The organism is Janthinobacterium sp. NFX145, from assembly GCF_049810325.1.
In the GTDB taxonomy this organism is placed as follows: domain Bacteria; phylum Pseudomonadota; class Gammaproteobacteria; order Burkholderiales; family Burkholderiaceae_D; genus Janthinobacterium; species Janthinobacterium rivuli.
The window spans coordinates 4,713,307-4,739,345 of sequence record NZ_CP187360.1 but is presented as its reverse complement, the minus strand read 5'-3'; the positions used below and the strand labels follow the sequence as shown (position 1 = coordinate 4,739,345).

The window sequence follows — 26,039 nt, the reverse complement described above, 5'->3', positions numbered from 1 at the left end:
TTCTTCCAGATAATAAAAAAGGCCCTCGCGGGCCTTTTTTTATGCTGCAATGTGCAACGTTATTTGCTCTTGCGGCGGCGCGCCAAGGCGACGAGGCCCAGTCCGGCCAGCAGCATGGCATAGGTTTCCGGTTCCGGCACGGCTGGGATTTCCGGTGTCACGGGGAGGATGCTGCCGCCCGTGAAGCCGCCACCCGAACCGCCGCCGCCGACACCGTTGCTGCCTGTGGGCAAGTTTTCACCCAGCGACGACGAAACGATCAATGGTGCCTGGGTGTCGCCGCTGCGGCCCTGGTACGAACGGCCCGGGCCACGGTAGCCGGCTGCGTCATCGAAGGGGCGGTTTTCTTCGGAAGCGACGAAGTCGCGCGTGGCAAAGCTGAAGTCGCGGTCGCTGCTGGCGAGCGCCTTGCTCGGTTCTCCGGCAGCGGCACCGGCAGGCAACTGGCGCGTGGCCAGGCGCTGATTGCTTTCGGCCGCGGGAGCCTTGCGGAATTCCTGGTCGGACGCGATGCCGTCAAATTCCGGCGTCTTGTTCGTGCCGTCGTTGGTGCGCGTGCCTGCGCCGATGAAGCCGTTGGACAGGCTGCAAGCGCTGTAGGTGCCATCGAGGTTGGCATCTTTCGTATTGCCATTCGCCGACTGCGTGCTGGCCTGGCAATTCTTTTCATTCTTTTGCGCAGGCGCGGCCGTTTGCGCCTGGACGCCGGCGCCGAACAGCATCAATGCTGCGGCCAGCAGCAAGGGACGGGAAGAGGCTGGCGTGAAAATTGGTGTTGGCATGATCGATCTCTCAAAAAGCATGGAAGGGTGCGCCGCTCGGCGCGTGTATCCACTGCGAATGTTGCCGCTCCCGTCCAGGCTACCGTTGCGAGCAAGGTGGGAGTGCGTTTCAAGGTCAGGCATGGATGGGGCCTGCACTACTGGGTCTGGTGTTGCCGTTTAATTTATTGTCATGAACTAAACTTATTTGTTTGAATTATATCATATTGTGCGGCTGCGTAACGGCCGGGATTGCTTTGCAAGGCATGGCGTTGTTGAAAGGATACTGATGGCATGCGGCCGCCAGCCGTGCTCCTGGCTGCGCATTACTCCGTTCAGCTTAATGAAATGTCATCAACTCGTCATGCAGCCTGTTTAGTATGTACATTCGTATGTAAATCATAAGTTCGTTGTCATTTTACTGACCAGGAAAACCATGACTTCCCACCTTGCCGCCGTGTCCGTTTCACCCCTGTCCCTGGGCAAACCGCTGCGCCTGACGGTCATGGCCGCCGTGCTGGCCAGCCTGTCGCTGCCTGCCCTGGCCGCCTCCGACGTCGTCATCAGCCAGGTGTATGGCGGTGGCGGCAACACGGGGGCCGTGTACCGCAACGATTTCATCGAGCTGTTCAACCGTGGCGCCAGTCCCGTCAACTTGAGCAACTGGAGCGTGCAATACGCGTCCGCCGCTGGCACGAGCTGGTCCGTGACGGCCTTGCCGGCTATCGATTTGCAAGCTGGCCAGTATTTGCTGGTTCAGCAAGCCAAGGGCACGGGCGGCACGCAAGACTTGCCCACGCCGGACGCCACGGGCAGCCTGGCCATGTCCGGCACGGCAGGCAAGGTATTGCTGAGCAATGGCAAGACGGCGCAAACGGGCGCCAGCCCTACGGGCGCGGCCGTCATCGACTTGGTCGGCTTCGGCACGGCCAACGGTTTTGAAGGCGCCGTGGCACAAGCACCATCGAATACCTTGTCTATCCTGCGCGCGAATGGCGGCTGCGGCGACACGGACGATAACAGCGTTGATTTTGCCACCGGCAGCGTGACGCCGCGCAATACGGCCTCGCCGCTGAATGTCTGCGGCGGCCCGGTCGTGCACCAGATCATTACCAGCTGCCCGGCCAGCTTGGCCTTGTCCGTGGGCAATGGCGGCAATGCCGTGCTGCGCGCGTCCGACGTGGATGGCGTCGTGAATGCCGCCACCTTGAGTTCGCCCGCCGTGGCCGGCATCAGCCTGGCCAATTTCAGCGCGGCCGGCGTGGCGGGCGAGAGCGCCATGGTCAGCCTGCTGGTGGCCGCTGGCGTGCCGGTGGGCAATTATCCCGTCATCGTCAGCTTCAGCAATGACCAGCAGCAAAGCGCCAGCTGCAAGATCGATGTCGCCGTGCAAGGCCTGGCCGCCGTCAGCCACACGATTCCGCAAATCCAGGGATCGGGCGCGGCCAGCCCGTATGCCAATTCCGTGCAAACGACGGAAGGCGTGGTGACCCTGAAAGTGGGCACGGGCTTCTTCATGCAGGACGCGGCCGGCGATGGCGACCCATCGACGTCGGACGGTATCTTTGTATACACGGGCGCGACGGCCACCACCGTGCAGCCGGGCGAACTGGTGCGCGTGACGGGCACGGTGGTCGAATACACGCCCTCGGGCGCGAAAAATTCCTATACGGAATTCAAGGACGTGACGGCCATCCTCACGCAAGGCGCTGGCCACGGCATCGTGCCGACGAATGTAACCTTACCGAACGAAAACCTGGCCGCCGTGGAAGGCATGCTGGTGCGCTTCACGCAACCGTTGACCGTGTCGCAAAACGCCTACCTGGGTGCGCGCGGCGAGCTGACCCTGTCGGCGGGCCGGCGCGAAGTGCCGACCAATCGCCATCCGGCTGGCTCCGCCGAGGCGCAAGCCTTGATCGCCGCCAATGCGAACAACCTGATTGTGCTCGATGATGGTATTTTCGTGGCGCCGGTGACGATACCGTACATCGGCCAGGACAATACCGTGCGCAGCGGCGATACGGTGGCCGACTTGACGGGCGTGGTGGATTTCGGCGCCATCGGCGGTGGCGGCGCCGCCTACAAATTGCAGCCGACGCAGACGCCGCAATTCTCGCGCGACAATCCGCGCACGGGTAGCCAGGAACTTCCATCCGGCAATGTCAAGGTGGCCAGCGCGAATGTGCTCAATTTCTTTACGACCTTTACGAATGGCAACAATATCTTTGGGCAAACGGGGCAGGGCTGTACCGTCGGCACTTCGACCACCAAGAGCAATTGCCGCGGCGCCGACAACCTGGCCGAGTTCGAGCGCCAGCGCGACAAGATCGTCGCCGAACTGAAAGCCATCGATGCGGACGTGGTGGGTTTGATGGAAATCCAGAACAATGGCGAAATCGCCGTCACTTACCTCGTCGAGCAGCTCAACGCGGCCATCGGCGGCGTCACCTATGCCGTGGTGCCGAAACCGGCCGCCACGGGCACGGACGCCATCCGCGTGGCGATGATCTACAAGCCAGGCAAGCTGGGCCTGGTGGGCGGCGCCTTGTCGGACGCCAACGCCATCAACAATCGCCCACCGATGGCGCAAACTTTCCTTGCAAGCAATGGCGAGAAATTCTCGCTGATCGTCAACCACCTGAAATCGAAGGGCAGCTGCCCGTCGAGCGGGCTGGACGCGGACCAGAACGACAGCCAGAGCTGCTGGAACGCTACCCGCGTGCAGCAAGCCCAGCGTCTGGTGGGCAGCTTCGTGCCGCAGGTGGCGGCCGCTGCCGGCGACGCGGACGTGCTGGTCATCGGAGACTTGAATTCGTATGGCGCGGAAGACCCGATCCAGGTCATCACGGGCGCCGGCTTCGTCAATGAACTCGAGCGTTTCGTGCGGCCGTCCGGCATGCCGTACTCGTATGTATTCGGCGGCCAGAGCGGCTACCTCGACCATGCGCTGGCCAGCGCCTCGCTGAGCCCGCAAGTGGCCGGCGTGGCCGAATGGCATGTGAATGCGGACGAGCCGGAAGTGATCGACTACAACATCGATTCGGCCAAGCCGCAAGACCTGTACAACGCCTTGCCCTACCGCGCTTCGGACCACGATCCCGTCGTCATCAGCCTGGACCTGCAGCCTGCCTACCGCGACATCACGTCCGGCGTGGCGCAAGCGAGCTCGGGCCTGAGCTACAACCGCGCGACGCAAAAATACACGGGCACGTTCTCGTTCACCAATACGGGCACGAGCACGCTCAACGGCCCGTTCCAGGTGGTGTTTGGCGGCTTGCCTGCCGGCGTCAGCCTGGCCAATGCCACGGGCAGCCATGCGGGCGCCGCCTACGTCACCGTCAACGCGGCCAGCCTGGCGCCGGGCGCGACGGCCTCGTTTGCCGTCAGTTTCAGCAATCCGTCGAAAGTGACGATCAATTACTCGGCCAGCATCTACGCCGGCAACTTCTAAGGACACCATCATGTTGACAACGACACTTAATCTGACTCTGCGCCGCGCCGTGCTGGCCGCCATGCTGGCTGCCAGCTCCAGCGTGGCGCTGGCGGACCCGCTCGGCTACCGCGTGGAAATCGACACGAGCGCGTTTTCCGGCGCCGGTTTCCTCGACTTCGCCTTTATCGCCGGCAACAGCCCGGCGCCGGGCGCCAGCGCCGTGCTGAGCAATTTCTCGGGCGCCTTTGGCGCGCTCGAATCGCTGGAAGGCAATGTCAGCGGCAGCGTGCCCGGCACCTTGGCCTTTGGTAACAGCGGCGCCTACAACGACTGGTTTCACAATGTGACCTTGGGCGGCAAGTTCGGTTTCAACGTCGTCTTCGGCGGCGACTTCCTGAGCACGGCTGGCAACGCGGGCACGACGTTTGGCGTGGGCTTGCTCGACTACACAGGCACCACTTACCTGGGCAATGCAAATGGCAACCTCGTGCAATTTGAACTGACGCCGCTGAACGGAGGTTTGCCCGCCAGCATTACGGGCAGCACTTACGCCAGCATCGCGACGATCTCGGCCGTGCCGGAAGCTTCGGAATGGATGATGCTGACGGGCGGCCTGGCGCTGATCGGTTTTGCCCTGCGCCGCCGCCAAGCTGTCACACGCGCCTAGTCTATTTATTCGTAATAGCTATAAATCAGGAAACTAAATTGTATTGGCCACTGTTTTACGCTTGATGCATAGTCAAAAACTTGTCGGGCAGTCTAGTTTTTCATGGACTGCCGCCAACTTTTTTGGGAGATGCATCGATGCCTGGCCATATCCTGGTGCTGGACCCTGCGCCCGCCATGCAAGCGCTGCTGGCGCATAACCTGGCTGGCGCCGGTTACCGGGTCAGCTGCGCCGTGGATGCGCGCGGCGCGCTGGCGCTGCTGGCGGCTGGCCCGCCCGACGTGCTGTTGCTGGAATGGGATCTGCCGGATGCATCTGGCATCGCGCTGCTGCGCCAGCTGCGCCAGGATGGCGTGCTGTGCGACTTGCCCATCATCATGGTCAGCGCCCGCGACAGCGAGCAAGACAAGGTGCTGGCGCTGGACAGCGGCGCCGACGATTATCTGTGCAAACCTGTCGGTCCCCGTGAAATGCTGGCCCGCGTGCACGCGCTGCTGCGCCGCCGCGCGCCAGCGGTCTTGCGCGCAGGCGCAGGCACGGCCGGGGCCATCGCCTTGCGCCTCGATCCGCACACCCGGCGCGTGACGGCCGGCAAGGTACCAGTCAACCTGGGCCGCGTGGAATTCAAGCTGCTGCATTTCCTCATGGACCATCCGGGCAGGGTGCATAGCCGCGCGCAATTGCTGGACCAGGTGTGGGGCCATGCGGCCTATCTCGACGAGCGTACGGTCGACGCCCACGTGGGACGCTTGCGCCACGCCTTGCAGCCGGGCGGCTGCGGCCACCGCATCGAAACCGTGCGCGGCAGCGGTTACCGCTATCTGGCGCTGGATGCCCTTGACACCGCCGTGTGCGCCTGATGCTGCTGACGGGGCGGGAACAGGAATACTTGCTGCACGCCATACTCGGCGCGCATGGCATCGCCGTGCCCGGCGATTTCTTTTTGTGGAGCCAGGGGCCGCTGCAGGCGCTGCTGCCGCATGCCGTCCTCGTCTGCGCGCAGCTGGGCGCCGATGGCGGCGTGGCGCGCAGCGCGGCCTGGCATAGCGCGGTGCTCGCCGAGGCCGAGGTGCGGGCGCTGAGCGACCCGCGCCAGGGGCAGGTGGCGCATCTGGCGCAAGCGTGGCGCGCAGGCGGGCGGCGCGTGGCCATCCTCGATGGCGTGTTGGTGCATGGCAGCGCGGCGGCGGGCGGCGGCAGTTTTTTTGCCCTGTTCGGCGTGCCCCGGACCGACCCGGCGCGCCAGGCCTATGTGCTGGAATTGCTGCTGCCCTGCCTGCACCTGCATTGGCTGGCGCTGCCGGACGGCGTGCAGGCAGCACTCGCCGGCGTGGCGCGCGCGGCCAGTGCGCGCGAGCTGGAAGTGCTGCACTGGGTCAGCATCGGCAAGAGCAATGAAGAGGTGGGGCAAATTCTCGGCATCAGCGGCGGGACCGTGAAAAGCCATTTGCAGCGTATCTACAAATTATTGGGCGTAAGCAATCGCACGCAAGCCGTGTCGCGCGGCATCGCGCTGCGCCTGCTGGCCGCCTGAGGCCGTTTAGTGCTGCGGCCGGGGTGCGGTGGTTGTGTGCGTGCCGCCATCGTTGAACTGATCCTCGGTGCCAGGCGCCACCCGCGCCACGAGCGGGCTGGCGCGCAGGCGCGTGACTTCGTCCGGCGTCAGCAGGGCGGCAAAGCCGTTCAGCGCGGCCGTATATTGGTATTGCACCGTGTGGTATTGCACCGTGGCATCGGGCACCAGCGCCAGCACGGCGCGCCGGTCGGCTTCCCGCTGCGCTTGCCGCTGGTCTTCCCTTTGTACCGCGTCAGGCGGTGAGGGCAGTTGCATGCTCAGTTGCACAATATACAGTTGGCGCTGCGCCGCCGATGCGCCGGCAGGCAGCACGCTGGCGGCGGCCAGGATGGCAAGGCTGAAACGGATTGCAGACATGCAAGCTCCCGAGGCAGGCGGCGTGGCCGCTCATGCACCGATTCTACGCCGGCCGCAGGGTGGGTGGCGCGCGACTTGCGTTAGTGCAAACGCGATGGTTTCCCCCGGGATTTTGTTGTTTTCAGTACAAACAAAAGATTGTATTAACCATAAGCGGCATGGTAGCCTGCTAAGTAAGCCTCGGGAAATTAGTGTGAATTTATGACGAACAGAACCGGATGCTATGCAAGGCGCTCGCTGCGACGCAGTGCGAGCACTGCTAGCAGTGAGCAACGCCGCCTAGCGCCGGTTATGGAGGTCAGAAATTACAATAATTTATTGGGGGTTACTTAGGCATCAGGCAGGCGCGCGCCGCCTGTGCGCGGCCACTAGCGGCGCACATGGCGGCAATGTATTGAAGGTAGGCAAGAAGGAGTTACCGGATGCATGCAGCACACAGGCAGAACCTTGCGGCAACGCGCCATGCGCGCGGCTTTACCTTGCTCGAATTGCTGGTCGTCATCGTGATCATTGGCTTGCTGGCGGCCTATGTCGGCCCCAAATATTTCGCCCAATTGGGCAAATCCGAAGTGACGGTGGCCAAGGCGCAGATCGAGGCGTTTGAAAAATCGCTCGATACCTACCGCCTCGACGTGGGGCGCTACCCGACCACGGAAGAAGGCCTGGCCGCGCTGCTGGTCGCACCGCCCGCCGCCGGCACGCGCTGGAATGGCCCCTACCTGAAAAAGGCCGTGCCGCTCGACCCATGGGGCCATGCCTATCAATACCGCGCGCCCGGCAGCAAGGGCGAATATGACATCGTCTCGATGGGCAAGGATGGCCAGCCGGGCGGCAGCGGCGAGAACGCCGACATCAGCTCGCAATAGCGCCAGCGCATTCTTTTTCCTACGGACAAGCCATCATGCAGTTCGAAGTACGCGCGCTTTCCACGGACCAAGCCGTAACTACCTTGCAGACGTGCGTGATCGACGGCCGCGACGAAGCCGACGCGCGCCGTCAGGCCGAGGCGCGCGGCCTGTTCGTCAGCGCCATCCGCCCGCTGCGGGCCACGCCGTTCAGCGCGGCCGGACGCCAGCGCGCGCGGGCCTTGCCCCTGCTGCTGTTCAGCCAGGAATTGCTGGCGCTGCTGAACGCGGGTCTGGGCATCGTCGAAGGGCTGGAAGCCTTGCTGGAAAAGGAAGCGTCGCCGGCCACGCGCAGCGTGCTCACGCGCCTGCTGGAAGGTTTGCGCGAAGGCAAGCGCTTTTCCGCCGTGCTGGCAGAACAAGCGGAACTGTTTCCCCCCTTGTACATCGGCATCGTCAAGGCGGCCGAAGGCACGAGCGACTTGCCGCGCTCCTTGTCGCGCTACATCGACTACCAGCAGCGCATCGATACGGTGCGCAGTAAAATCGTCAGCGCCGCCATTTATCCCGCCATCCTGCTGGCCGTGGGCGGCGGCGTCAGCGCCTTCCTGATCAGCTATGTCGTGCCCCGTTTCGCCGAGGTCTACCAGGGCGCCGGGCGCAACTTGCCGTGGATGTCGCAAGTGATGCTCAGCTGGGGCCAGTTCGTCACCGAACACGGCGTGCTGCTGTTGCTCGGGCTGGCGCTGGCCGGCAGCGTCGTGTTCACGGCCGTGCGGCGCGTGCTGCGCCATGGCGGCGTGGCGCGCCTGCTGGCGAAGCTGCCCGGCATCGGCGAGCGCGTGCGCATCTATGAACTGTCGCGCCTGTACCTGACCCTGGGCATGCTGGCCGAGGGCGGCATCACCATCGTGCAGGCAATTTCCACCGTGCAAGCGATGGTGTCGCCGGGCATGCAGGCGTCCCTGCAGGGCGCGCGCGGCGCCATCGAGGCGGGCCAGCCCCTGTCGTCGGCCTTTGAGCAGCATCGACTGACGACGCCGATTTCCCTGCGCATGCTGCGCGTGGGCGAGCGCACGGGCGACATGGGCCCCATGCTGACGCAGTCGGCCGCCTTTTACGATGGCGAAATCAGCCGCTGGATCGACCGTTTTACGCGCACGTTCGAGCCGCTGCTGATGGCCGCCATCGGCCTGGTCGTGGGCGCCATCGTGATCCTGCTGTACATGCCCATCTTTGACCTTGCCGGCGATATTTCATGATGCCCATAGCTGCCGAATCGACCGTGGCCATCGACCCTGCGTTGCTGCAGCGCGCGCGCATCCTGAGCCGCCAATCGAAGCGCAGCCTGGTCGAGGAATTGCAGCAGCTGAGCGGCATCGAGGCGCGCGCCGTGGTGCGCGCACTGGCGCGCCCGTTCGGCCTGGACGTGCTGGAAACGGCCGACATGCTGGCGTTTTCTCCGGCTTTCGATGTGCTGCCCCTGTCGCAGGCGCTGGCGCGCCACAGCGTGCTGCTGCGCGCCGCCGGCGGCCAGCTGGTGGGCGTGATCGCCGACCCCTTCGACCTTGATCTGCAAACCTGGCTCGGCGCGCGCGCGGGGCAGGGCGCCTTGAGCATCCGTCTGGCGCTGCAGGCCGACATCGGCGCCTATTTGTCGAAGCAGGAGGAATCGGCGCGCGCCGTCGACAGCTTGCTGCCCGGCGCCGCCACGGACGCGCGGCGCGACGGCAAGACGGCAGCCGTGCTGTCGTTCGCCAGCGTGTCGGAAGCGGCCAGCCCCGCCGTCAAGCTGGTCAACTCGACCCTGTATGACGCGCTCAAAGCAGGCGCCTCGGACATCCACCTGGAAAGCACGGCAGGCGGCCTGGCCGTCAAGTACAGGGTCGACGGCGTGCTCGATCACGCCACGTCCGTCAACGGCATCGAAGTGGCCGAACACATCATCTCGCGCCTGAAAGTGCTGGCCGAACTCGATATCGCCGAGCGCCGCGTGCCGCAGGACGGCAGCTTCCGTGTCGAATCGGGCGGGCGCGAAATCGACTTGCGCGTCTCCATCATGCCCAGCATCCATGGCGAGGACGCCGTCATCCGCATCCTCGACAAGCGCGCCATGATCGAGGCCTACGGCGCCCTGACCCTGGAAGCGCTGGGCTTTGACTCGCCATCGCTGGTCGCCTTGCGCGCGCTGGCGCAGGAAGCCTACGGCATGCTGCTCGTCACCGGTCCCACGGGTTCCGGCAAGACCACGACCCTGTACGCGGCGCTGACGGAAATCCATAACGGGCGCGAAAAGATCATCACCATCGAAGACCCGGTCGAATACCAGCTGCCCGGCATTTTGCAAATCCCCGTCAATGAAAAGAAGGGGCTGACCTTCGCCAAGGGCTTGCGCTCGATCCTGCGGCACGACCCTGACAAGATCATGGTGGGCGAGATCCGCGACCGCGAGACGGCGGAAATCGCCGTGCAATCGGCCCTCACGGGCCATTTGGTGCTCACCACCGTGCATGCGAATAATGTGTTCGACGTGTTCGGCCGTTTTACGCACATGGGCATCGACCCGTATGCGTTCGTTTCGGCCCTGAACGGCATCTGGGCGCAGCGCCTGATCCGCACCAACTGTCCCCATTGCGCGGTCGACTACACGCCCGACGACAGTGAGCTGGCCAGCGTGGGCCTGGCGCGCGCCGACGTGGCGCAATATCAATTCAAGCAGGGAAAAGGCTGTGGCGACTGCCGCGGCACGGGCTACAAGGGGCGCCGCTCGATCGCCGAAATCCTCGTGCTGACCGATGAAATCCGCGAACTGATCGTCGATAAAAAACCGATCCGCCAGATCAAGGCGGCAGCGTATGCGAACGGCACGCGCAGCCTGCGCCTGGCGGCGCTGGAACTGGTCAAGCGGGGCGCCACCACCATCACGGAAATCAAGAGGGTCACCCTGCATGCGTAGAGGTTATGGACAAGCTCTGCGCCTGGGCGTGGCGGCGGGCAAGGTGAGCCTGTGGCGCAGCAGCCGCTGGCGCGCGCCCGCATGGACGCCGCTGGACGAAGCCGCGTATGCGCCCGATGACGCGCCGCATGGCGACTTCGCCGCCCTGGGCCAGGCGCTGGAACAGATTCTGCCAGTTGGCCAATACGCGGGCTGGCCTTTGTCCGTGGTGCTTGACGATGGACTGGCGCGCCTGTGGCAGGTGGACATGCCGCACGGCGCCGCGCGCCTGGCCGATATCGAGGCGGCCGCTGCGCTGCGCTTCCAGTCGCTGTATGGCGATGCACCGGGCCTGTGGCGCAGCAGCGGCGCCTGGGATGCGCGCGCGCCGTTTTTCTGCGCCGTGCCCCGCGCGCTGCTGGCGCAGCTGACGCGCGTGGCCGACGCACGCAAGCTGGCCATGATTTTCATTGCGCCGCAATTCGCGCGCCACTGGAACCGCTGGCACGGCGCGTTGAAACCGGGCGCCTGGTTTGGCCAGCTGCAGGAGCACGTCCTGACCCTGGGCGTGCGGCACGAGGGCCGTCTGCGCGCCGTGCGCGCGCTGCCCGTACCGCCTGGCGCTGGCAGGGACTGGCTGGCGCAGACCCTGGCGCGCGAGGCGTTGCTGCAAGGCGTGCCCGCACCGGCGCTGCTGCAGCTATGCGGCGCGCCGCCAGCGGGCTGGCTGACGCCCGCGAAAGAGTTCCATTGCCAGGCTTTTTCCACGCCGGACGGGGACGGCGTTTTGTCGCCGGCGGCCCGGCTGGCGCATAGCGGAGGCGTGGCATGACGCGCCTCGATATCGATTTCGCGCCACCCAACTGGCGCCGCAGCCTGCACCGCGTACCCGTCTGGGCGTGGTGCATCGGTACGCTGGGCGTGGCGCTGGCCGTCACGGCCGCGTACAGCGGCAGCGCCGCGCTGCAGCGCCAGCAGGCAAGCGAGGCGCAGTTGCAGCGCGCGCAGCAGCGCCTGCTGGCCGCCACGCAAGGGCCGGCGAGCGCACCGCAAACACCGATCGCGCCGGCGCAGGCGGCAGCCGTGAATGCGGCCATCCTGCAATTGAACCTGCCGTGGCGCGACCTGCAGGATGCGCTGAATAGCGCCACGCCGCCCGCCATCGCGCTGCTGGCGCTGGAGCCGGACGCGCGCAAGCGCGTGCTGAAGATCACGGCCGAGACGACCAATAGCGACGCCATGGTGGCCTATATCGCGCAATTGAAGCGGCAGGAGCTGTTCGGCACGCGCGTGCAACTGCTGCGCCATGAAATCAACGCGCTCGATCCGAACAAACCGTTGCGCTTCCAGATCGAAGCGCGCTGGAGCACGCCATGATGGCCATCGACCTCAATAGCTTGCGCCTGCGCGCGCAGCTGCTGCTGCGCCGCCTGGGTGCGCCCGCCTGCCTGGCCGTGGCCCTGCTCGCGCTGGGCCTGGCAGCCTGGGCGTGGGCCTGGCAGCAGCGCGCCGTGGCGGCGCAACTGGAAGCGCGGCCCTTGCCGCAGCCAGCGCCGGCTGTGGTGGCCGCGGCGCCGCCGGCGACGGCCAGCGAGAACCTGGCGCGCTTTTATGCCGCCCTGGGACAGCAGCGCCACGCGGAGCAGCAAGTCAAGCAGCTGTTCGACCTGGCTGCGAAAAACGGCTTGCTGCTGGCGCAGGGTGAATACAAGAGTGGCTACGACAAGGCCAGCCGGGTCGCGACATACCAGGTGAGCTTGCCGCTGAAAGGCAGTTATGCGGCCGTGTCGCAGTTCGCGTTGCAAGCGCTGCGCGCCGTCCCCTTTGCTTCGCTCGACGAACTGAGTTTTCGCCGCGAGCAGATCGCCGATACGCAACTCGAAGCGCGCGTGCGCCTGACGTTTTATCTGACCGATACGCCGGGCGATGCGGGAGAAACGCCATGACCCCGCGCCATTATCTGATGCTGGCCGGCGTGCTGGGCGCGGGCGCCTTGCTGTTGTTTGGCGAGCGCCAGCCCGTGGCCGAGGTGGCCGAGGCGGTCGAGCGGGCCGTCGCGCCCGCGCGCCATGCTGCCGCCAGGGCACCGGCCGCGCAGCCCGCCATCCTGGCCCTGCTGCCGCGCAGCGAAGTGGCGGGCGAGGAGGGCGAGACGTTTGGCGGCGCCGATGGCGCTGCCGCTGTCTTCCAGAGCCAGAACTGGAATCCGCCGCCGCCGAAAATCGTAGCCGTCGCGCCACCGCCGCCACCACCGCCGATGGCGCCGCCGCTGCCCTTCGTCTATCTGGGCAAGGCGGCCGCCGATGGCGCCTGGGAAGTGTTTTTGTCGCGCGCCGACAAGACGTATATCGTGCGCGCCCATACCGTCATCGATGGCGCCTACAAGGTCGTGACGATCGCGCCGCCCGTCATGACGCTCACTTATCTGCCGTTGAACCAGGTTCAGCAGCTCAACATTGGAGTTTCCGAGTGATGTCTCGTTCCTTTTCATCGGCGCTGCTGCTCTTGTTGTTGTCCGGCTGCGCGGGACAGCAGGCCTACCGCGACGGGCGCGAGCTGATTGCGCAAGATCAGGTGCCGGCCGGCCTGCAAAAGCTGCAGGAAGCGCTGCAGCAGGATCCCGGCAACGCGCAATACCGCAGCGCCTACTTGCAGGCGCGCGAACGGGCGACCGGCAACCGCTTGCAACAGGCCGAGCGCCAGGCGCAAACGGGGCAGGGCGAGCTGGCGCGTGCTTCTTTCATGAGCGTGCTGGAAATCGATGCGCAGAACGAGCGCGCCAACAGCGGCTTGCGCGCGCTGGAACGCGAGCAGCGCCAGGGGAAATTGCTGGCCGATGCACGCACGGCGTTTGATGCAAAACAATACGACCCGGCGCGCCAGCGCCTGAACGCCATCCTGACGGAGCAGCCGAACCATGCGGGCGCGCGCGCGCTGCTGCGTGAAGTCGATGACAAAACGGCGCCGCCCGTCGTCGAATCGGGCCTGGCCAAGTCGTACAAGCAGCCGATCACGATCGAGTTTCGCGACGCACCGTTAAAACAGGTGTTCGAGTTGATCGCGCGCCGTTCCGGCCTCAATTTCGTCTTCGACAAGGACGTCAAGGCGGACGCGAAAACCTCGATCTTCCTGAAAAACAGCACGGTGGAATCGGCCGTCTACTTCCTGCTGGTGACGAACCAGCTGGAGCAGCAGGTGATGGATGCGAACACGATTCTGATCTACCCGAACGTGGCGGCAAAATTGAAGGAATATCAGGAGGTGCTGGTAAAAACCTTCTTCCTGGCGAACGCGGACGCCAGGCAAGTGGCCAACACGCTCAAGACCATTTTGAAGACGCGCGACGTGGTGGCCGATGAAAAACTCAATCTCGTCATCGTGCGCGACACGCCCGAGGCGATCCGCCTGGCCGAGCGCCTGATCGCGCTGCAGGACGTGCCCGAGGCGGAAGTGGTGCTGGAGCTGGAAATCCTCGAAGTCAAGCGCAGCCGCCTGATGGAACTGGGCGTGGCCTGGCCATCGAGCCTGACCCTGACGCCGCTTTCCACCTCGGGCGGGATCGGGCTGACCATCAGCGACTTGAATAGACTGAATCAGCGCACCATCGGCGTGAGTGACCTGTCCGTGACGGCAAACGCCAACAAGACGGATGGTGACGCGAACATCCTGGCCAACCCGCGCATCCGCGTACGCAACCGTGAAAAGGCGAAATTCGTCATCGGCGACAGGGTACCCGTGGTGACCACCACCATTTCGCCGGGCACGGGCGGCTTCGCGTCCGAGTCGGTCAGCTACCTGGACGTGGGCCTGACGGTGAACGCCGAGCCGACCATTTATTTGAACAATGAAGTGGGCATCCGCATCTCGCTGGAAGTGAGCAACCTGGGGGCGGCGACCACCACCCGCAGCGGCTCGACCCTGTACCAGATTGGCACGCGCCAGGCGTCGACCATGCTGCAATTGAAGGATGGTGAAAACCAGGTGCTGGCGGGCCTGATCAACAATGAAGAGCGCAGCTCGGGTAACAAGGTGCCGGGCCTGGGCGACATCCCCGTGCTTGGGCGGCTGTTCGGCAGCAGCAAGGACGACAGCCAGAAGACGGAAATCGTGCTGTCGATCACGCCGCATCTGGTGCGCACGGTGCAGCGTCCGGAAGCGAAGGAGTCGGAGTTTTCCGCCGGTACGGAAGGCAGCTTCCGCCGACGGCCCGACATGGCGGCCAAGGCGCCCACGCAGATGCCGGGCACGGTAATCGTGCGTTCCGGCCCGTCGGCCGTCGGCATGCAGCCGGCGCCGGCGCAGCCGATGATGGCGCCCGGCCAGGTGCCAGCGGCCTTGCCGCAGAGCGTGCCGGCGCCGGACGTGGCGCCGTCGCCCGAGCCGGCCGCCTCTCCCTTGCCGATACCGGCTGGCCAGCCCGTGCCGCTGCAGGCGGCGCCTTTGCCGTTCTCGTCCAGCCAGCCGGTGCCGGTGGCGCCGCCTCCCGCCAAATGAGACTGGCGCATGCGCAAGGCGGGCAAGGCGGCTTCACCCTGATCGAGCTGCTGGTGACCCTGGCCATCCTGGGCGTGCTGGCCACCCTGGTGATCCCCGTCACGCAGATGACGGTGCAGCGGCGCCAGGAGCAGGAGCTGCGGCGCGCGCTGCGCGAGATCCGCCAGGGGCTCGACGCCTATAAACGGGCCGGCGACGAGGGCCGCGTCCTGCGCGCGCCCGACGTCAGCGGCTATCCGAAAAGCCTGGAATTGCTGGTCGAGGGCGTGCCGGATCAGCGCAACCCGAAGCGCAGCAAGCTGTTTTTCCTGCGCCGCGTGCCGCGCGACCCGTTCAATGCGGATGCTGGCCTCAGCGATGCGCAAACGTGGGGCAAGCGCAGCTACGCCAGCGAAGCGGCCGAACCGCGCGAGGGCGACGATGTCTACGATGTGTACTCGACTTCCAACAAGACCGGCCTGAACAACGTGCCTTACCGTCTATGGTGAAACATGCCCGTCCATGACCGCGCCGCCCGCACGCGCGGCTTTACCCTGATCGAGTTGCTGGTGGTGCTAGGCATCGTGGCGCTGCTGCTGACCCTGGCCGTGCCCCGCTACTTTCCCAGCCTCGACAAGGCGAAGGAAACCGTGCTGGCCGATAACTTGCGCAACCTGCGTGCGACCATCGACCAGTTCCACGGCGATACGGGCCGTTATCCCGATACGCTGGAGCAACTGGTGGAAAAGAAATACCTGCGCGCCATGCCCATCGACCCCATCACCGACAGCGACAGCAGCTGGCTCATCGTGCCGCCGCCCGACGACACGCCGGGCCAGGTGTATGACGTGAAAAGCGGCGCGCCCGGCAAGGACCGCAGCGGCATGCCGTTCGCCGACTGGTAGCGGCCATGCACCGTCCTGCGCGCCGCCAGCGTGGTTTCACTTACCTGGGCCTGATCATCGTGGTGGCCATCCTGGGCCTCGTTGGGGCGGCCGGGCTGAAGATGGGTTCCCTGCTGCAGCGCCAGGCGGCCGAGCAGGAATTGCTCGACATCGGCGCGCAGTTTGTCGATGCGCTGCAGAGTTATGCGGGCGCCACGCCAGCCGGCCAGCCGCAGCATCCGCCGACTCTGGCCGCCTTGCTGCGCGACCCCCGCTTTCCGCAGGTGCGCCGGCATTTGCGCAAGCTGTATGTGGACCCCATCACGGGACGCGCCGAGTGGGGCTTGCTGTACCAGCCCGGCAGCCAGGGCATTATCGGCGTGCATAGCCTGTCGTCGTCCGCGCCTTTGAAAGTGGGCAATTTTGACGCCCGCTTCACCGGTTTTGAAGGCAGGTCGCGCTTGTCCGAGTGGCAGTTTGTCGCCGGTGGGCCCGTGCCGCCGGCGGGACTGGCCCTGGTGCCGGCAGACGCCGCCGCACCGTCCTTCACCGCACCGCCCGCCTTGTTTCCACCGCCACAAGCTGCCGCGCCAGCGTCCGAACCGGTACCGCCCGAGGTGGTGGAGCCGGAGGAGGAGACCGGCGCATAACAAGAAGCGCGCAATCTGCTTTAACCATAAGTCAACAACGAGTATCCAAGGGTAACTATTTTCACCTGGAAATTCATCTTGACTCATAACCATTTCATAGAGGAAACACTTTCAATAAATGAAATTTCGATAAAATAATTACAAGTAATTTAATGTCTTTATGCTACCATTCCGCCTGGTACTTTCAGTACTAAAGCGATGGCTGGCCCACTTGGCGGCCATAAATTACTTTTAAGGGATAATTTATGAAATTGAAATTTATCGCGGCAGGCATTCTGGCTGCAGCATCGTTCAGCGCATCGGCGGCCACCTACAATCTGGGCATCCTGGATCCTAGCGGCTTCGATACGCGGGCATCGATCACCACCAATTTCGCCGCCAATTCGGTGGTCGATGATTTGTGGACCTTCAAGCTGCTGACCCCATCGTCGACCTCGTTTGGCGCCTTGCAAACGTTTTCCGTTGCCGAAGGCGCGATCAGCAACTTCGCGGCCACACTGGTGGGTTATGGCGACCTGACCCTGACGTCGGTGGCCGGCATCCAGAGCCTGAGCTGGGCCGGTTCCCTGGCTGCGGGCAACTATGAGGTGCGTGTATCGGGCTTGAGTGGTTTGCAAAATGGCCAGTACGTGGGCACGGTCTCCGCCTTGCCCGTGCCGGAACCGGAAACCTACGGCATGCTGCTGGGCGGCCTGGCGCTGGTCGGCTTCGCGGCCCGCCGCGCCCGCAAAGCTGCCTGATTTTTATTGGTTAGAATGACAAAACCCGCCGAGGCGGGTTTTTTTGTTTCTTGTTGGATGTTGTCAAGCGTGGCGCTTGAAATCGCGGAAGCGGAAGCCAACGAGGAACAGGGTGGCAAAGTAGGCCACGCCGCACAGGGCCACCACCAGGGCCAGCGCGCCGGCCCGCAACAGCGGATGGGCTTGCATGGCGATCCAGTCGATGCGCATGGCGCCAGCATACGCCACGCCGCCCATGACGATGAGTGCCGGCAGCAGGCGCAGGAAGAACTTGGCCCAGCCCGGTTTCGGCTGGTAGATGCCGCGCTTGCGCAAGCCCCAATAGAGAAAAGTGGCGTTCAGACAGGCGCCCAGGCCGATCGACAGGGCCAGGCCGGCCACGGCGATGTAGGGCACGAACAGCAGATTCATCAGTTGCGTGGCGATCAGCACGCCGATGGCGATTTTCACGGGCGTGCGGATGTCCTGGCGCGCATAGAACGCGGGCGCCAGGGTTTTTACCAAGATGATGCCGATCAGGCCCAGGCTGTAAGCCACCAGCGGCTGCGTCGACATGGTCACGGATTCGGCCGTGAACTTGCCGTAATGGAAGAGGGTGGCGATCAGCGGCGTGGCCAGGGTTGCCATGCCCACGGCGGCGGGCAGGGCCAGCAGGAAGGTCAAACGCAAGCCCCAGTCCAGCAGGGCCGAGTATTCCGTCTTGTCGCCATCCACGTTCGCCTTCGACAGGCTGGGCAGCAAGATGGTGCCCAGGGCCACGCCCAGCATGGCGGTGGGGAACTCCATCAGGCGGTCCGCGTACGACAGCCAGGAAATGCTGCCTTCTGCCAGGCGCGACGCGATGCTGGTGTTGATCATCAGGCTGATCTGCGCTGCCGAGACGGCGAACACGGCCGGCCCCATCTTCTTCAGCACGCGGCGCACGCCGCCGTCGGACAGGCCGATGGCGGGGTTGATCGACAGGCGCGGCAGCATGCCGATCTTGATCAGCGCGGGAATCTGGATGGCCACCTGCAGCAGGCCGCCGGCAAACACGGCAATGGCCATGGCGTAGATCGGCTGTTTCAAATAGGGCGCGAGGAATAGCGAGGCGGCGATGAACGACAGGTTCAGCAGCACCGGCGTGAACGCGGGAATCTTGAATTCGCGCCAGGTATTCAGAATGCCGCCGGCCAGGGCCACGAAGGACATGCAAGTAATATAGGGGAACATCAAGCGCGTCATCCACACGGCCGCGTCAAAAGCGCCCGGATCCTTGGACAGGCCCGTGGCGATCGCGTAGACGAACCACGGCGCGCCGACGATGCCGATGGCGGACACGAGCAGTGTGGCCCAGACCAGAGTGGTGGCCACATGGTCGGCCAGTTGCTTGCTCGCTTCCTGGCCATGCTGGTTCTTGTATTCAGACAAGATCGGCACGAAGGCTTGCGAGAACGCGCCCTCGGCAAACAAGCGGCGCAACAGGTTGGGGATGCGGAAGGCAACAATGAAGGCGTCCGTGTAGGCGCCGGCGCCAAAGGCGCGCGCGAACAGGCTTTCGCGCAATAATCCGGTTACACGGGACAGCATGGTCATGCTGGAAATGGCGGCGAGGGTTTTAAGCAAGTTCATGGGGGCAGATTATAGCCGGGCGCGGTACTGGCAAACGCTTAAAATATGGTAACAAGCGGGTAACAAGCGCCGCCTATTCGCCCTTGTCAGGCCCATTTTCACGTGTTTTTGGCGTGATACACGGTTTTTTGATTTGCCCCCGCTTGAAAATATCGCTATAATCGAAGGCTGTACAGAATTCTGTTACGCAGACACTAATGTTTGACAGGCACTGGTTTGGCACACATGGTTCGGCAGACGCACAGAACGCACCGGTTGGCAAACACTAATGTTTGCAAACGCACTTTGACCCTGTTTTAGGAAATTCCATGGCAAATACCGCACAAGCGCGCAAACGCGCTCGTCAAGCAGTTAAGCAAAACGCACACAATTCGTCCCAACGTTCGACCTTGCGCACGGCTATCAAAGCTGCTCGCAAAGCGATCCAGGGCGGCGACAAGGCAGCTGCTGCTGCAATCTTCCAAGCATCCGTGTCGACCATCGACCGTATCGCTGACAAGAAGATCATCCACAAAAACAAGGCAGCTCGCCATAAGAGCCGTCTGGCAGCTGCTTTGAAAGCACTGTCCGCTTAATATTCGCCAGCAGGCAAGCCACCACGGTGGCCTTGCCTGTGCCGGTACGCTGGCACTGGTTGAAAAGCAAAAACCCGCAGATTCATTCTGGCGGGTTTTTTCGCGTTCTTTTTCGCGGTTTTTCGCGGCCGTGTCCGCAATGGACAGCGGCCACCGCCTAGCGCGCGGCCGGCAAGCTGCCGATGCTCATGCCTGGCTTGATGTTCTTTTGCTTGAACCAGCCCAGGTGCATTTCCAGCGCATAGCGCACGGGCACGGTCTTCGTCGAGCAATGGCTGTCGAGCGTGTGCGGCTGCATGTCTTCGATGTTGACGATCTTGCCGCCGGCATCGATAAAGGCGACGGACAGGGGCAGCGGCGTGTTTTTCATCCACATGCATTGCGTCGATGGATTGCCAAAGACGAACAGCATGCCCGCATTGGCCTCCATTTTTTCACGGTACATCAAACCCTGTTCGCGCTGCGCTTCCGTGGCGGCCACTTCCGCCTGGATCAAGTGCATGCCAGCCGACAGTTGCACGCTCTTTGTTTGCGCTTGGGCAATGCCGGCGCAGGCCAGCAGGGCGGTGGACAGGATCAGACGGCGTAGGGAATTTTTCATGGGGGCGTGACGGTGGCTGCGAAGCGGCGATTAAGCCATGCTGGCGGCTGCCTGGTCAAGCATGCTGCCTGTCCGCACCGAAAGCGTGGGGTTACAGCAACATGGCTGCTGCCGTAACCCCGGGAACTGCACTTACTTCACGGGCTTGCCAGCTTCAGCGGCCGGCTGCTTCGTCTTGCGTGCCTGGGGAATCAGGCGTGGCGCATCGGTCGCGGCCGAAGCCTTGGTTGATGCGCCGGAACGCGCCGCATCCGTCGCGGCCGAAGCGTTGACGGTGGCCGAGGCCGGCGGCGCCGGCTTGACGGCGTCGGTGGCGGCCGACGCATGGCTGGCAGCCGAGGCGGGTGGCGGCTTGACGGCATCGGTCGCGGCGGAAGCGTGCACCTTGGCGCCCGATTGCGCCAGTGCGGCGCCAGCAAACAGGGTAGCGGCCAGGGCCAGGATTACTTTTGTCATCATCTTTCCTTTTCTGTCATGTTAAGGTGGGATGATTTTAATGCATTATCTAAAAATAAATAGTGCTTATTGGCAAAATTCGACGCCGCGGCTGTTTTTTCTTGTCCCGCTCACGCTTTTCCTATGTTCTCGGCCGGCACTTCGCACCATTCGCCGGGCAGCAAGGGATGGCTGGCCAGCGAGAACGGGCCGATGGCGCTGCGCACCAGGCGCAGGGTGGGCAGGCCGACGGCCGCCGTCATGCGCCGCACTTGCCGGTTTTTTCCTTCTTTTAAAGTGATCGCCAGCCACGAGGTGGGCTTGTCGGCGCGCGCGCGGATGGGCGGATTGCGGGGCCACAGCCAGTCCGGCTCGGCGATGCGCACGGCTTTGCACGGCTTGGTGATGAAGTCGCCCAGGTCCAGCGGCGCCTGCAGGCGCGCCAGGCTGGCCGCGTCGGGCACGCCGTCCACCTGCACCAGATAGGTTTTCGCTTCCTTGCGGTCCGGGTGGCTGATCTCGTGCTGCAGGCGGCCATCGTCCGTCAGCAGCAGCAAGCCCTCGCTGTCGGCGTCGAGCCGGCCGGCCGGGTAGATGCCGGGGATGGTGAGATGGTCGGCCAGGGTGGCGCGGCCATCCTGTGGCGAAAACTGGCACAGGACCTGGAATGGTTTATTGAAGAGGATGAGTGGCATGCTGGATAAATTGATGCAAACGATGGTGGCTGCTGGTCGGCGCCGCAAAAGCGTGGCGCCCTGTAAGATACTGGTGCATAATGTGAAACGTTAGTCTTATGTCTTATAGAAGACTATGGCGCTGCGGTTCTTTGGCGACGCGGATGGTCCGGGTGTTCTTTCCCTGCTAAAGTGCGTTGTTGCCGCCTTGTTCGGACTTGTTTTTGTAAACTCTGCAATCGCAGAGCGCGTCGCCGGCCTGTGTTGCCCGCCAGCGGTGTGTCCCACTTCGGAGATCACGATGTATCAACATATCACTGTACCTGCTGACGGCCAAAAAATCACCGTCAACGCCGATTTTTCGCTGAATGTACCAGATAATCCCATCGTTCCCTTCATTGAAGGCGATGGCACGGGCATCGACATCAGCCCGGTCATGATCAAGGTGATCGACGCTGCCGTGGCCAAGGCCTACGGCGGCGCGCGCAAGATCAGCTGGATGGAAATCTATGCGGGCGAAAAATCGACGAATGTGTACGGCCCCGACGTGTGGCTGCCGGAAGAAACCCTGCAAGTACTCAAAGATTACGTCGTTTCCATCAAGGGCCCGCTGACGACACCCGTGGGCGGCGGCATCCGCTCGCTGAACGTGGCCTTGCGCCAGCAGCTCGATCTGTACGTCTGCCTGCGTCCCGTGCGCTACTTTACGGGCGTGCCATCGCCCGTGAAAGAGCCGGAAAAGACGGATATGGTGATTTTCCGCGAAAACTCGGAAGATATCTATGCCGGCATCGAATACCAGCAGGGTTCGCCCGAAGCCAAAAAATTGATGGATTTCCTCGTCAATGAAATGGGCGTGACGAAAATCCGTTTCCCGGCCACGTCGGGCCTGGGCATCAAGCCCGTCTCCATCGAAGGCACGGAGCGCCTGGTGCGCAAGGCCATCCAGTACGCGATCGACAATGACAAGCCATCCGTGACGATCGTGCACAAAGGCAACATCATGAAGTACACGGAAGGCGGCTTCCGCGACTGGGCGTATGCGCTGGCGCAAAAGGAATTCGGCGCCGAGCTGATCGATGGCGGTCCATGGTGCAAGTTCAAGAACCCGAAGACGGGCCGCGATATCATCGTCAAGGATTCCATCGCTGACGCGTTCCTGCAACAGATTTTGCTGCGTCCGGCCGAATACAGCGTCATCGCCACCCTGAATTTGAACGGCGATTACATTTCCGACGCGCTGGCGGCGCAAGTGGGCGGCATCGGCATCGCGCCAGGCGCCAACCTGTCGGACTCCGTCGCCATGTTCGAAGCGACGCACGGCACGGCGCCGAAGTACGCGGGCAAGGATTACGTGAACCCCGGTTCCTTGATTTTGTCGGCGGAAATGATGCTGCGCCACATGGGCTGGCTGGAAGCGGCGGACCTGGTGATTTCCTCGATGCAAAAATCGATCGCCTCGAAGCGCGTCACCTACGACTTCGCCCGCCTGATGGAAGGCGCCACGCAAGTGTCGTGTTCGGGCTTTGGCGCCGTGATGATCGAGCACATGTAATAGAGGGGCAGGGTGTTGCGCACCCTGCGGACGAAAAAAAACCCCGCTTCAAGGAAACGGGGTTTTTCACATCTGAGGGCCGGCGATGCTTAGGCTGCTTGGATGTTGGAAGCTTGCTTGCCTTTAGGGCCTTGCGTGACTTCGAATTGAACTTTTTGACCTTCTTTGAGGGTCTTGAAACCGTTCATGTTGATTGCGGAGAAATGAGCAAACAAATCTTCGCCGCCATCATCTGGAGTGATGAAGCCAAAACCTTTGGAATCATTGAACCACTTAACTGTACCTGTTGCCATAAAAAGAACTTTCAAAATTAAAACAAATCACACGAGCCATAAAAGCAAGAAGCTTCTTGCCCCCTCCTCGACGTCTCACTTCTTATCAAGCTGTACATTACTGCAACAGTCGATACAGCATTGTTGGCGGAATAAATAATGAAGTCAAGCGCTTTTCCATCGATATTGCCAAATTCTTCACGGCAACCAAAAAAGCAACTCTTGATTTTGACGGCAAGGTCGCCATCTGCGCACTATTAAGAAAACGCGTAAGATTGAAAACAATTGGAAAGGCGTAGATATTGCGCATGACAACCACTGTGAAAGCATTAGAATAAGCGTATGGCAACCAAGCACGACACAGAAACCCTGCTGGAGCGGCAAGTGCTGAAGCCGCCACCGCTCTACCAGGTAGCCTTGCTCAATGACGACTACACCCCGATGGAATTCGTGGTGGCCATCATTCAGGAGTATTTCAACAAGGACCGTGAAACGGCGACGCAAATCATGCTCAGTGTTCATCGCTACGGCAAAGGAGTGTGCGGCGTGTTCTCTAAAGATATAGCGTGTACCAAAGTGGAGTTCGTTTTAACGCATGCGCGCAAGGCGGGGCACCCCCCTGCAGTGCGTGATGGAGGAAGTATGATTGCGCAGGAATTAGAAGTAAGTTTGCACATGGCGTTTGTCGAAGCTCGGCAGGCACGGCACGAATTCATCACGGTTGAGCATTTACTGCTGGCACTGCTGGACAATCCCTCCGCTGCCGAGGTGTTGCGTGCCTGCGCGGTCAATATAGAGGACCTGCGCAAGACCCTCACCAATTTCATCGGCGATAACACGCCGACCGTGCCTGGCACGGGCGAAGTCGACACCCAGCCGACGCTTGGTTTCCAGCGCGTGATTCAGCGTGCCATCATGCACGTCCAGTCCGCCTCGAATGGCAAGAAGGAAGTCACGGGCGCCAATGTGCTAGTGGCCATCTTCGGCGAGAAGGATTCGCATGCGGTCTACTACCTGCACCAGCAGGGCGTGACGCGCCTGGACGTGGTCAATTTCATTTCGCACGGCGTGCGCAAGGACCAGTCGACGGAAAGCGCGAAAGCCTCCGAGGGCGTGGAAGAAGCGCCTGTCGATGGCCAGCCGAAGGAAAGCCCGCTCGACCAGTTCACGCAAAACCTGAACAAGGCCGCTGCCGAAGGCAAGATCGACCCGCTGATCGGTCGCGAGGAAGAAGTCGACCGCGTGATCCAGATCCTGTGCCGTCGCCGCAAGAACAATCCGCTGCTGGTCGGCGAGGCGGGCGTGGGCAAGACGGCCATCGCCGAAGGCCTCGCTTACCGCATCACGCAAAGCGATGTGCCGGAAATCCTGCAGAATGCCGTCGTGTATTCGCTGGACATGGGCGCCTTGCTGGCCGGGACCAAATACCGTGGCGACTTCGAGCAGCGCCTGAAAGCCGTGCTGAAGCAATTGAAGGACAATCCGAACGGCATCCTGTTCATCGACGAAATCCACACCATCATCGGTGCGGGTTCGGCGTCGGGCGGCACCCTCGATGCGTCCAACCTGCTGAAACCGGCACTGGCGAATGGTCAATTGAAATGCATCGGCGCGACCACGTACACGGAATTTCGCGGCGTGTTCGAGAAAGACCATGCGCTCTCCCGCCGCTTCCAGAAAGTGGACGTCAACGAGCCGACCGTCGAGCAAACCGTGCAAATCTTGCGCGGCCTCAAATCGCGCTTCGAAGAGCACCATGGCGTGAAATACTCGGCCTCGGCCCTGTCGACGGCGGCCGAACTGGCGGCGCGCTTCATCAACGACCGCCATCTGCCCGACAAGGCAATCGACGTCATCGATGAAGCGGGCGCGGCGCAGCGCATCCTGCCGAAGTCGAAGCAAAAGAAAACCATCGGCAAGGCCGAGATCGAGGACATCATTGCCAAGATCGCGCGCATTCCGCCGCAAACGGTCAATCAGGACGACCGCAGCAAGCTGCAGACGATCGACCGCGACTTGCGCAATGTCGTGTTCGGGCAAGATCCCGCCATCGACGCGCTGGCGTCGGCCATCAAGATGGCGCGTGCCGGTCTGGGCAAGACGGACAAGCCGATCGGTTCCTTCCTGTTCTCCGGTCCGACCGGCGTCGGCAAGACCGAAGTGGCGAAACAGCTGGCCTTCATCCTCGGTATCGAGCTGATCCGTTTCGACATGTCGGAATACATGGAACGCCATGCCGTGTCGCGCCTGATCGGTGCGCCGCCGGGTTACGTCGGTTTCGACCAGGGCGGCTTGCTGACGGAAGCGATCACCAAGAAGCCGCATGCGGTCTTGCTGCTCGATGAAATTGAAAAAGCCCATCCGGACATTTTCAATATCCTGCTGCAAGTGATGGATCACGGCACCTTGACGGACAACAATGGCCGCAAAGCCGATTTCCGCAACGTGATCATCATCATGACGACCAATGCGGGCGCGGAAAGCTTGCAAAAAACGTCGATCGGCTTCACCAACTCGAAGCAGGCTGGCGACGAGATGGCCGACATCAAGCGCATGTTCACGCCGGAGTTCCGCAACCGCATCGACGCGACCATCAGCTTCCGCTCGCTGGACCAAGAAATCATCCTGCGCGTGGTCGACAAGTTCCTGATGCAGCTGGAAGAGCAGTTGCACGAGAAAAAGGTCGAAGCCGTATTTACCGAGAAGCTGCGTGCTTTCCTCGGCAAGAAAGGTTTCGATCCGCTCATGGGTGCGCGTCCGATGGCACGTTTGATCCAGGACATGATCCGCAAGGCCCTGGCCGACGAACTGTTGTTCGGCCGTCTGGTCACAGGCGGACGGGTCACCGTCGACCTCGACGACAAGGACCAGGTCTTGCTGGAATTCCCGGAACCGCCAGACGCGGCGCCGACGGCTGCGCCGGAAACGGTGGAAGTGGAATAAGCTTCCTGCAGTCAACGAAAAACCCGCCCACGCAAGTGGCGCGGGTTTTTTT

General features: G+C 62.8%; 26 protein-coding genes. 19 read left to right on the top strand and 7 right to left on the bottom strand.

Features of this window, described 5'->3' with window-relative positions:
- Positions 1-59: 59 nt before the first annotated feature.
- Complete coding sequence (locus tag ACPJXG_RS21185) at positions 60-782, bottom strand: PEP-CTERM sorting domain-containing protein (RefSeq protein ID WP_255206181.1); 723 nt, start codon at positions 780-782, stop codon at positions 60-62.
- Positions 783-1,197: 415 nt separating this feature from the next.
- Here ACPJXG_RS21185 and ACPJXG_RS21180 point away from each other — a divergent pair, with 415 nt between their 5' ends.
- The 4 genes from ACPJXG_RS21180 (at position 1,198) to ACPJXG_RS21165 (ending at position 6,395) form a co-directional block, all read left to right on the top strand.
- Entirely contained in the window at positions 1,198-4,212 is a 3,015-nt protein-coding gene (locus tag ACPJXG_RS21180) for an ExeM/NucH family extracellular endonuclease (protein ID WP_425252251.1), read from the top strand.
- Between the two features lie 10 nt (positions 4,213-4,222).
- Complete coding sequence (locus tag ACPJXG_RS21175; protein WP_425252250.1) at positions 4,223-4,861, top strand: NF038129 family PEP-CTERM protein; 639 nt, start codon at positions 4,223-4,225, stop codon at positions 4,859-4,861.
- 137 nt (positions 4,862-4,998) lie between these two features.
- Entirely contained in the window at positions 4,999-5,721 is a 723-nt protein-coding gene (locus ACPJXG_RS21170) for a winged helix-turn-helix domain-containing protein (RefSeq protein WP_425252249.1), read from the top strand.
- Positions 5,721-6,395, top strand: a complete 675-nt coding sequence (locus ACPJXG_RS21165) for a LuxR C-terminal-related transcriptional regulator (protein WP_425254777.1) — start codon at positions 5,721-5,723, stop codon at positions 6,393-6,395. Before ACPJXG_RS21170 ends, ACPJXG_RS21165 begins: the two co-directional genes overlap by 1 nt.
- Positions 6,396-6,401: 6 nt before the next feature.
- Here the strand turns inward: ACPJXG_RS21165 and ACPJXG_RS21160 are convergent, their stop codons facing one another.
- Positions 6,402-6,794 (bottom strand): protease inhibitor I9 family protein, encoded by a 393-nt coding sequence (locus tag ACPJXG_RS21160; protein ID WP_425252248.1) that lies wholly within the window; start codon positions 6,792-6,794, stop codon positions 6,402-6,404.
- Positions 6,795-7,216: 422 nt separating this feature from the next.
- Here ACPJXG_RS21160 and gspG point away from each other — a divergent pair, with 422 nt between their 5' ends.
- From gspG to ACPJXG_RS21100, 12 genes are all read left to right on the top strand, one after another.
- Entirely contained in the window at positions 7,217-7,660 is a 444-nt protein-coding gene (gspG, locus tag ACPJXG_RS21155; RefSeq protein WP_034751618.1) for a type II secretion system major pseudopilin GspG, read from the top strand.
- Between the two features lie 35 nt (positions 7,661-7,695).
- Positions 7,696-8,901, top strand: coding sequence for a type II secretion system F family protein (locus ACPJXG_RS21150; RefSeq protein WP_425252247.1), 1,206 nt, complete (start codon positions 7,696-7,698; stop codon positions 8,899-8,901).
- Complete coding sequence (locus ACPJXG_RS21145) at positions 8,898-10,595, top strand: GspE/PulE family protein (protein WP_425252246.1); 1,698 nt, start codon at positions 8,898-8,900, stop codon at positions 10,593-10,595. The genes ACPJXG_RS21150 and ACPJXG_RS21145 overlap by 4 nt, the downstream gene beginning before the upstream one ends.
- The gene (locus tag ACPJXG_RS21140) at positions 10,588-11,406 is read left to right on the top strand and encodes a hypothetical protein (RefSeq protein WP_425252245.1); all 819 of its coding nucleotides are present in this window, start codon (positions 10,588-10,590) and stop codon (positions 11,404-11,406) included. Before ACPJXG_RS21145 ends, ACPJXG_RS21140 begins: the two co-directional genes overlap by 8 nt.
- Positions 11,403-11,951 carry a hypothetical protein gene (locus ACPJXG_RS21135; protein WP_425252244.1) on the top strand — a complete coding sequence of 183 codons (549 nt, stop codon included), beginning with the start codon at positions 11,403-11,405 and terminating at the stop codon, positions 11,949-11,951. Before ACPJXG_RS21140 ends, ACPJXG_RS21135 begins: the two co-directional genes overlap by 4 nt.
- A complete protein-coding gene (locus ACPJXG_RS21130; RefSeq protein WP_425252243.1) occupies positions 11,948-12,520 on the top strand; it encodes a hypothetical protein in 573 nt (190 codons plus the stop codon). Before ACPJXG_RS21135 ends, ACPJXG_RS21130 begins: the two co-directional genes overlap by 4 nt.
- On the top strand, positions 12,517-13,047 hold the full coding sequence (locus ACPJXG_RS21125) for a hypothetical protein (RefSeq protein WP_425252242.1): 531 nt from the start codon (positions 12,517-12,519) through the stop codon (positions 13,045-13,047). Before ACPJXG_RS21130 ends, ACPJXG_RS21125 begins: the two co-directional genes overlap by 4 nt.
- Positions 13,047-15,068, top strand: a complete 2,022-nt coding sequence (locus ACPJXG_RS21120) for a secretin N-terminal domain-containing protein (RefSeq protein WP_425254776.1) — start codon at positions 13,047-13,049, stop codon at positions 15,066-15,068. The genes ACPJXG_RS21125 and ACPJXG_RS21120 overlap by 1 nt, the downstream gene beginning before the upstream one ends.
- A complete protein-coding gene (locus tag ACPJXG_RS21115; protein ID WP_425252241.1) occupies positions 15,065-15,556 on the top strand; it encodes a type II secretion system protein in 492 nt (163 codons plus the stop codon). The genes ACPJXG_RS21120 and ACPJXG_RS21115 overlap by 4 nt, the downstream gene beginning before the upstream one ends.
- A 3-nt stretch (positions 15,557-15,559) precedes the next feature.
- Complete coding sequence (locus tag ACPJXG_RS21110; protein ID WP_425252240.1) at positions 15,560-15,952, top strand: type II secretion system protein; 393 nt, start codon at positions 15,560-15,562, stop codon at positions 15,950-15,952.
- 5 nt (positions 15,953-15,957) lie between these two features.
- Positions 15,958-16,581 carry a type II secretion system protein gene (locus tag ACPJXG_RS21105; protein WP_425252239.1) on the top strand — a complete coding sequence of 208 codons (624 nt, stop codon included), beginning with the start codon at positions 15,958-15,960 and terminating at the stop codon, positions 16,579-16,581.
- A 245-nt stretch (positions 16,582-16,826) separates the two neighbouring features.
- Positions 16,827-17,321, top strand: coding sequence for an FxDxF family PEP-CTERM protein (locus ACPJXG_RS21100; RefSeq protein ID WP_035825867.1), 495 nt, complete (start codon positions 16,827-16,829; stop codon positions 17,319-17,321).
- A gap of 63 nt (positions 17,322-17,384) precedes the next feature.
- On the opposite strand, the gene murJ is transcribed toward ACPJXG_RS21100, so the two are convergent.
- Complete coding sequence (murJ, locus tag ACPJXG_RS21095; protein ID WP_425252238.1) at positions 17,385-18,932, bottom strand: murein biosynthesis integral membrane protein MurJ; 1,548 nt, start codon at positions 18,930-18,932, stop codon at positions 17,385-17,387.
- A gap of 308 nt (positions 18,933-19,240) precedes the next feature.
- On the opposite strand from murJ, the gene rpsT reads away from it, so the two are divergent.
- Entirely contained in the window at positions 19,241-19,507 is a 267-nt protein-coding gene (gene rpsT, locus ACPJXG_RS21090) for a 30S ribosomal protein S20 (RefSeq protein WP_010395935.1), read from the top strand.
- A 157-nt stretch (positions 19,508-19,664) separates the two neighbouring features.
- On the opposite strand, the gene ACPJXG_RS21085 is transcribed toward rpsT, so the two are convergent.
- From ACPJXG_RS21085 to ACPJXG_RS21075, 3 genes are all read right to left on the bottom strand, one after another.
- A complete protein-coding gene (locus tag ACPJXG_RS21085; protein ID WP_425252237.1) occupies positions 19,665-20,108 on the bottom strand; it encodes a DUF192 domain-containing protein in 444 nt (147 codons plus the stop codon).
- A gap of 132 nt (positions 20,109-20,240) precedes the next feature.
- Positions 20,241-20,567, bottom strand: a complete 327-nt coding sequence (locus ACPJXG_RS21080) for a hypothetical protein (protein ID WP_176390392.1) — start codon at positions 20,565-20,567, stop codon at positions 20,241-20,243.
- A 107-nt stretch (positions 20,568-20,674) separates the two neighbouring features.
- Positions 20,675-21,238, bottom strand: a complete 564-nt coding sequence (locus ACPJXG_RS21075) for a pseudouridine synthase (protein ID WP_096234386.1) — start codon at positions 21,236-21,238, stop codon at positions 20,675-20,677.
- 280 nt (positions 21,239-21,518) lie between these two features.
- Between ACPJXG_RS21075 and icd the strand changes: the two genes are divergently transcribed.
- Positions 21,519-22,772 (top strand): NADP-dependent isocitrate dehydrogenase, encoded by a 1,254-nt coding sequence (gene icd, locus ACPJXG_RS21070; protein ID WP_035825883.1) that lies wholly within the window; start codon positions 21,519-21,521, stop codon positions 22,770-22,772.
- Positions 22,773-22,861: 89 nt separating this feature from the next.
- Here icd and cspE read toward each other — a convergent pair whose 3' ends face one another.
- Positions 22,862-23,065, bottom strand: a complete 204-nt coding sequence (gene cspE / locus ACPJXG_RS21065) for a transcription antiterminator/RNA stability regulator CspE (protein ID WP_010395943.1) — start codon at positions 23,063-23,065, stop codon at positions 22,862-22,864.
- Between the two features lie 321 nt (positions 23,066-23,386).
- Here cspE and clpA point away from each other — a divergent pair, with 321 nt between their 5' ends.
- On the top strand, positions 23,387-25,987 hold the full coding sequence (gene clpA / locus ACPJXG_RS21060) for an ATP-dependent Clp protease ATP-binding subunit ClpA (RefSeq protein ID WP_425252236.1): 2,601 nt from the start codon (positions 23,387-23,389) through the stop codon (positions 25,985-25,987).
- The last annotated feature ends 52 nt before the right edge of the window (positions 25,988-26,039 follow it).

Coding starts and splice junctions, on each gene's coding strand:
- ACPJXG_RS21185 (WP_255206181.1), bottom strand. CDS start 782: ATGCCAACACCAATTTTCACGCCAGCCTCTTCCCGTCCCTTGCTGCTG.
- ACPJXG_RS21180 (WP_425252251.1), top strand. CDS start 1,198: ATGACTTCCCACCTTGCCGCCGTGTCCGTTTCACCCCTGTCCCTGGGC.
- ACPJXG_RS21175 (WP_425252250.1), top strand. CDS start 4,223: ATGTTGACAACGACACTTAATCTGACTCTGCGCCGCGCCGTGCTGGCC.
- ACPJXG_RS21170 (WP_425252249.1), top strand. CDS start 4,999: ATGCCTGGCCATATCCTGGTGCTGGACCCTGCGCCCGCCATGCAAGCG.
- ACPJXG_RS21165 (WP_425254777.1), top strand. CDS start 5,721: ATGCTGCTGACGGGGCGGGAACAGGAATACTTGCTGCACGCCATACTC.
- ACPJXG_RS21160 (WP_425252248.1), bottom strand. CDS start 6,794: ATGTCTGCAATCCGTTTCAGCCTTGCCATCCTGGCCGCCGCCAGCGTG.
- gspG (WP_034751618.1), top strand. CDS start 7,217: ATGCATGCAGCACACAGGCAGAACCTTGCGGCAACGCGCCATGCGCGC.
- ACPJXG_RS21150 (WP_425252247.1), top strand. CDS start 7,696: ATGCAGTTCGAAGTACGCGCGCTTTCCACGGACCAAGCCGTAACTACC.
- ACPJXG_RS21145 (WP_425252246.1), top strand. CDS start 8,898: ATGATGCCCATAGCTGCCGAATCGACCGTGGCCATCGACCCTGCGTTG.
- ACPJXG_RS21140 (WP_425252245.1), top strand. CDS start 10,588: ATGCGTAGAGGTTATGGACAAGCTCTGCGCCTGGGCGTGGCGGCGGGC.
- ACPJXG_RS21135 (WP_425252244.1), top strand. CDS start 11,403: ATGACGCGCCTCGATATCGATTTCGCGCCACCCAACTGGCGCCGCAGC.
- ACPJXG_RS21130 (WP_425252243.1), top strand. CDS start 11,948: ATGATGGCCATCGACCTCAATAGCTTGCGCCTGCGCGCGCAGCTGCTG.
- ACPJXG_RS21125 (WP_425252242.1), top strand. CDS start 12,517: ATGACCCCGCGCCATTATCTGATGCTGGCCGGCGTGCTGGGCGCGGGC.
- ACPJXG_RS21120 (WP_425254776.1), top strand. CDS start 13,047: ATGTCTCGTTCCTTTTCATCGGCGCTGCTGCTCTTGTTGTTGTCCGGC.
- ACPJXG_RS21115 (WP_425252241.1), top strand. CDS start 15,065: ATGAGACTGGCGCATGCGCAAGGCGGGCAAGGCGGCTTCACCCTGATC.
- ACPJXG_RS21110 (WP_425252240.1), top strand. CDS start 15,560: ATGCCCGTCCATGACCGCGCCGCCCGCACGCGCGGCTTTACCCTGATC.
- ACPJXG_RS21105 (WP_425252239.1), top strand. CDS start 15,958: ATGCACCGTCCTGCGCGCCGCCAGCGTGGTTTCACTTACCTGGGCCTG.
- ACPJXG_RS21100 (WP_035825867.1), top strand. CDS start 16,827: ATGAAATTGAAATTTATCGCGGCAGGCATTCTGGCTGCAGCATCGTTC.
- murJ (WP_425252238.1), bottom strand. CDS start 18,932: ATGAACTTGCTTAAAACCCTCGCCGCCATTTCCAGCATGACCATGCTG.
- rpsT (WP_010395935.1), top strand. CDS start 19,241: ATGGCAAATACCGCACAAGCGCGCAAACGCGCTCGTCAAGCAGTTAAG.
- ACPJXG_RS21085 (WP_425252237.1), bottom strand. CDS start 20,108: ATGAAAAATTCCCTACGCCGTCTGATCCTGTCCACCGCCCTGCTGGCC.
- ACPJXG_RS21080 (WP_176390392.1), bottom strand. CDS start 20,567: ATGATGACAAAAGTAATCCTGGCCCTGGCCGCTACCCTGTTTGCTGGC.
- ACPJXG_RS21075 (WP_096234386.1), bottom strand. CDS start 21,238: ATGCCACTCATCCTCTTCAATAAACCATTCCAGGTCCTGTGCCAGTTT.
- icd (WP_035825883.1), top strand. CDS start 21,519: ATGTATCAACATATCACTGTACCTGCTGACGGCCAAAAAATCACCGTC.
- cspE (WP_010395943.1), bottom strand. CDS start 23,065: ATGGCAACAGGTACAGTTAAGTGGTTCAATGATTCCAAAGGTTTTGGC.
- clpA (WP_425252236.1), top strand. CDS start 23,387: ATGGCAACCAAGCACGACACAGAAACCCTGCTGGAGCGGCAAGTGCTG.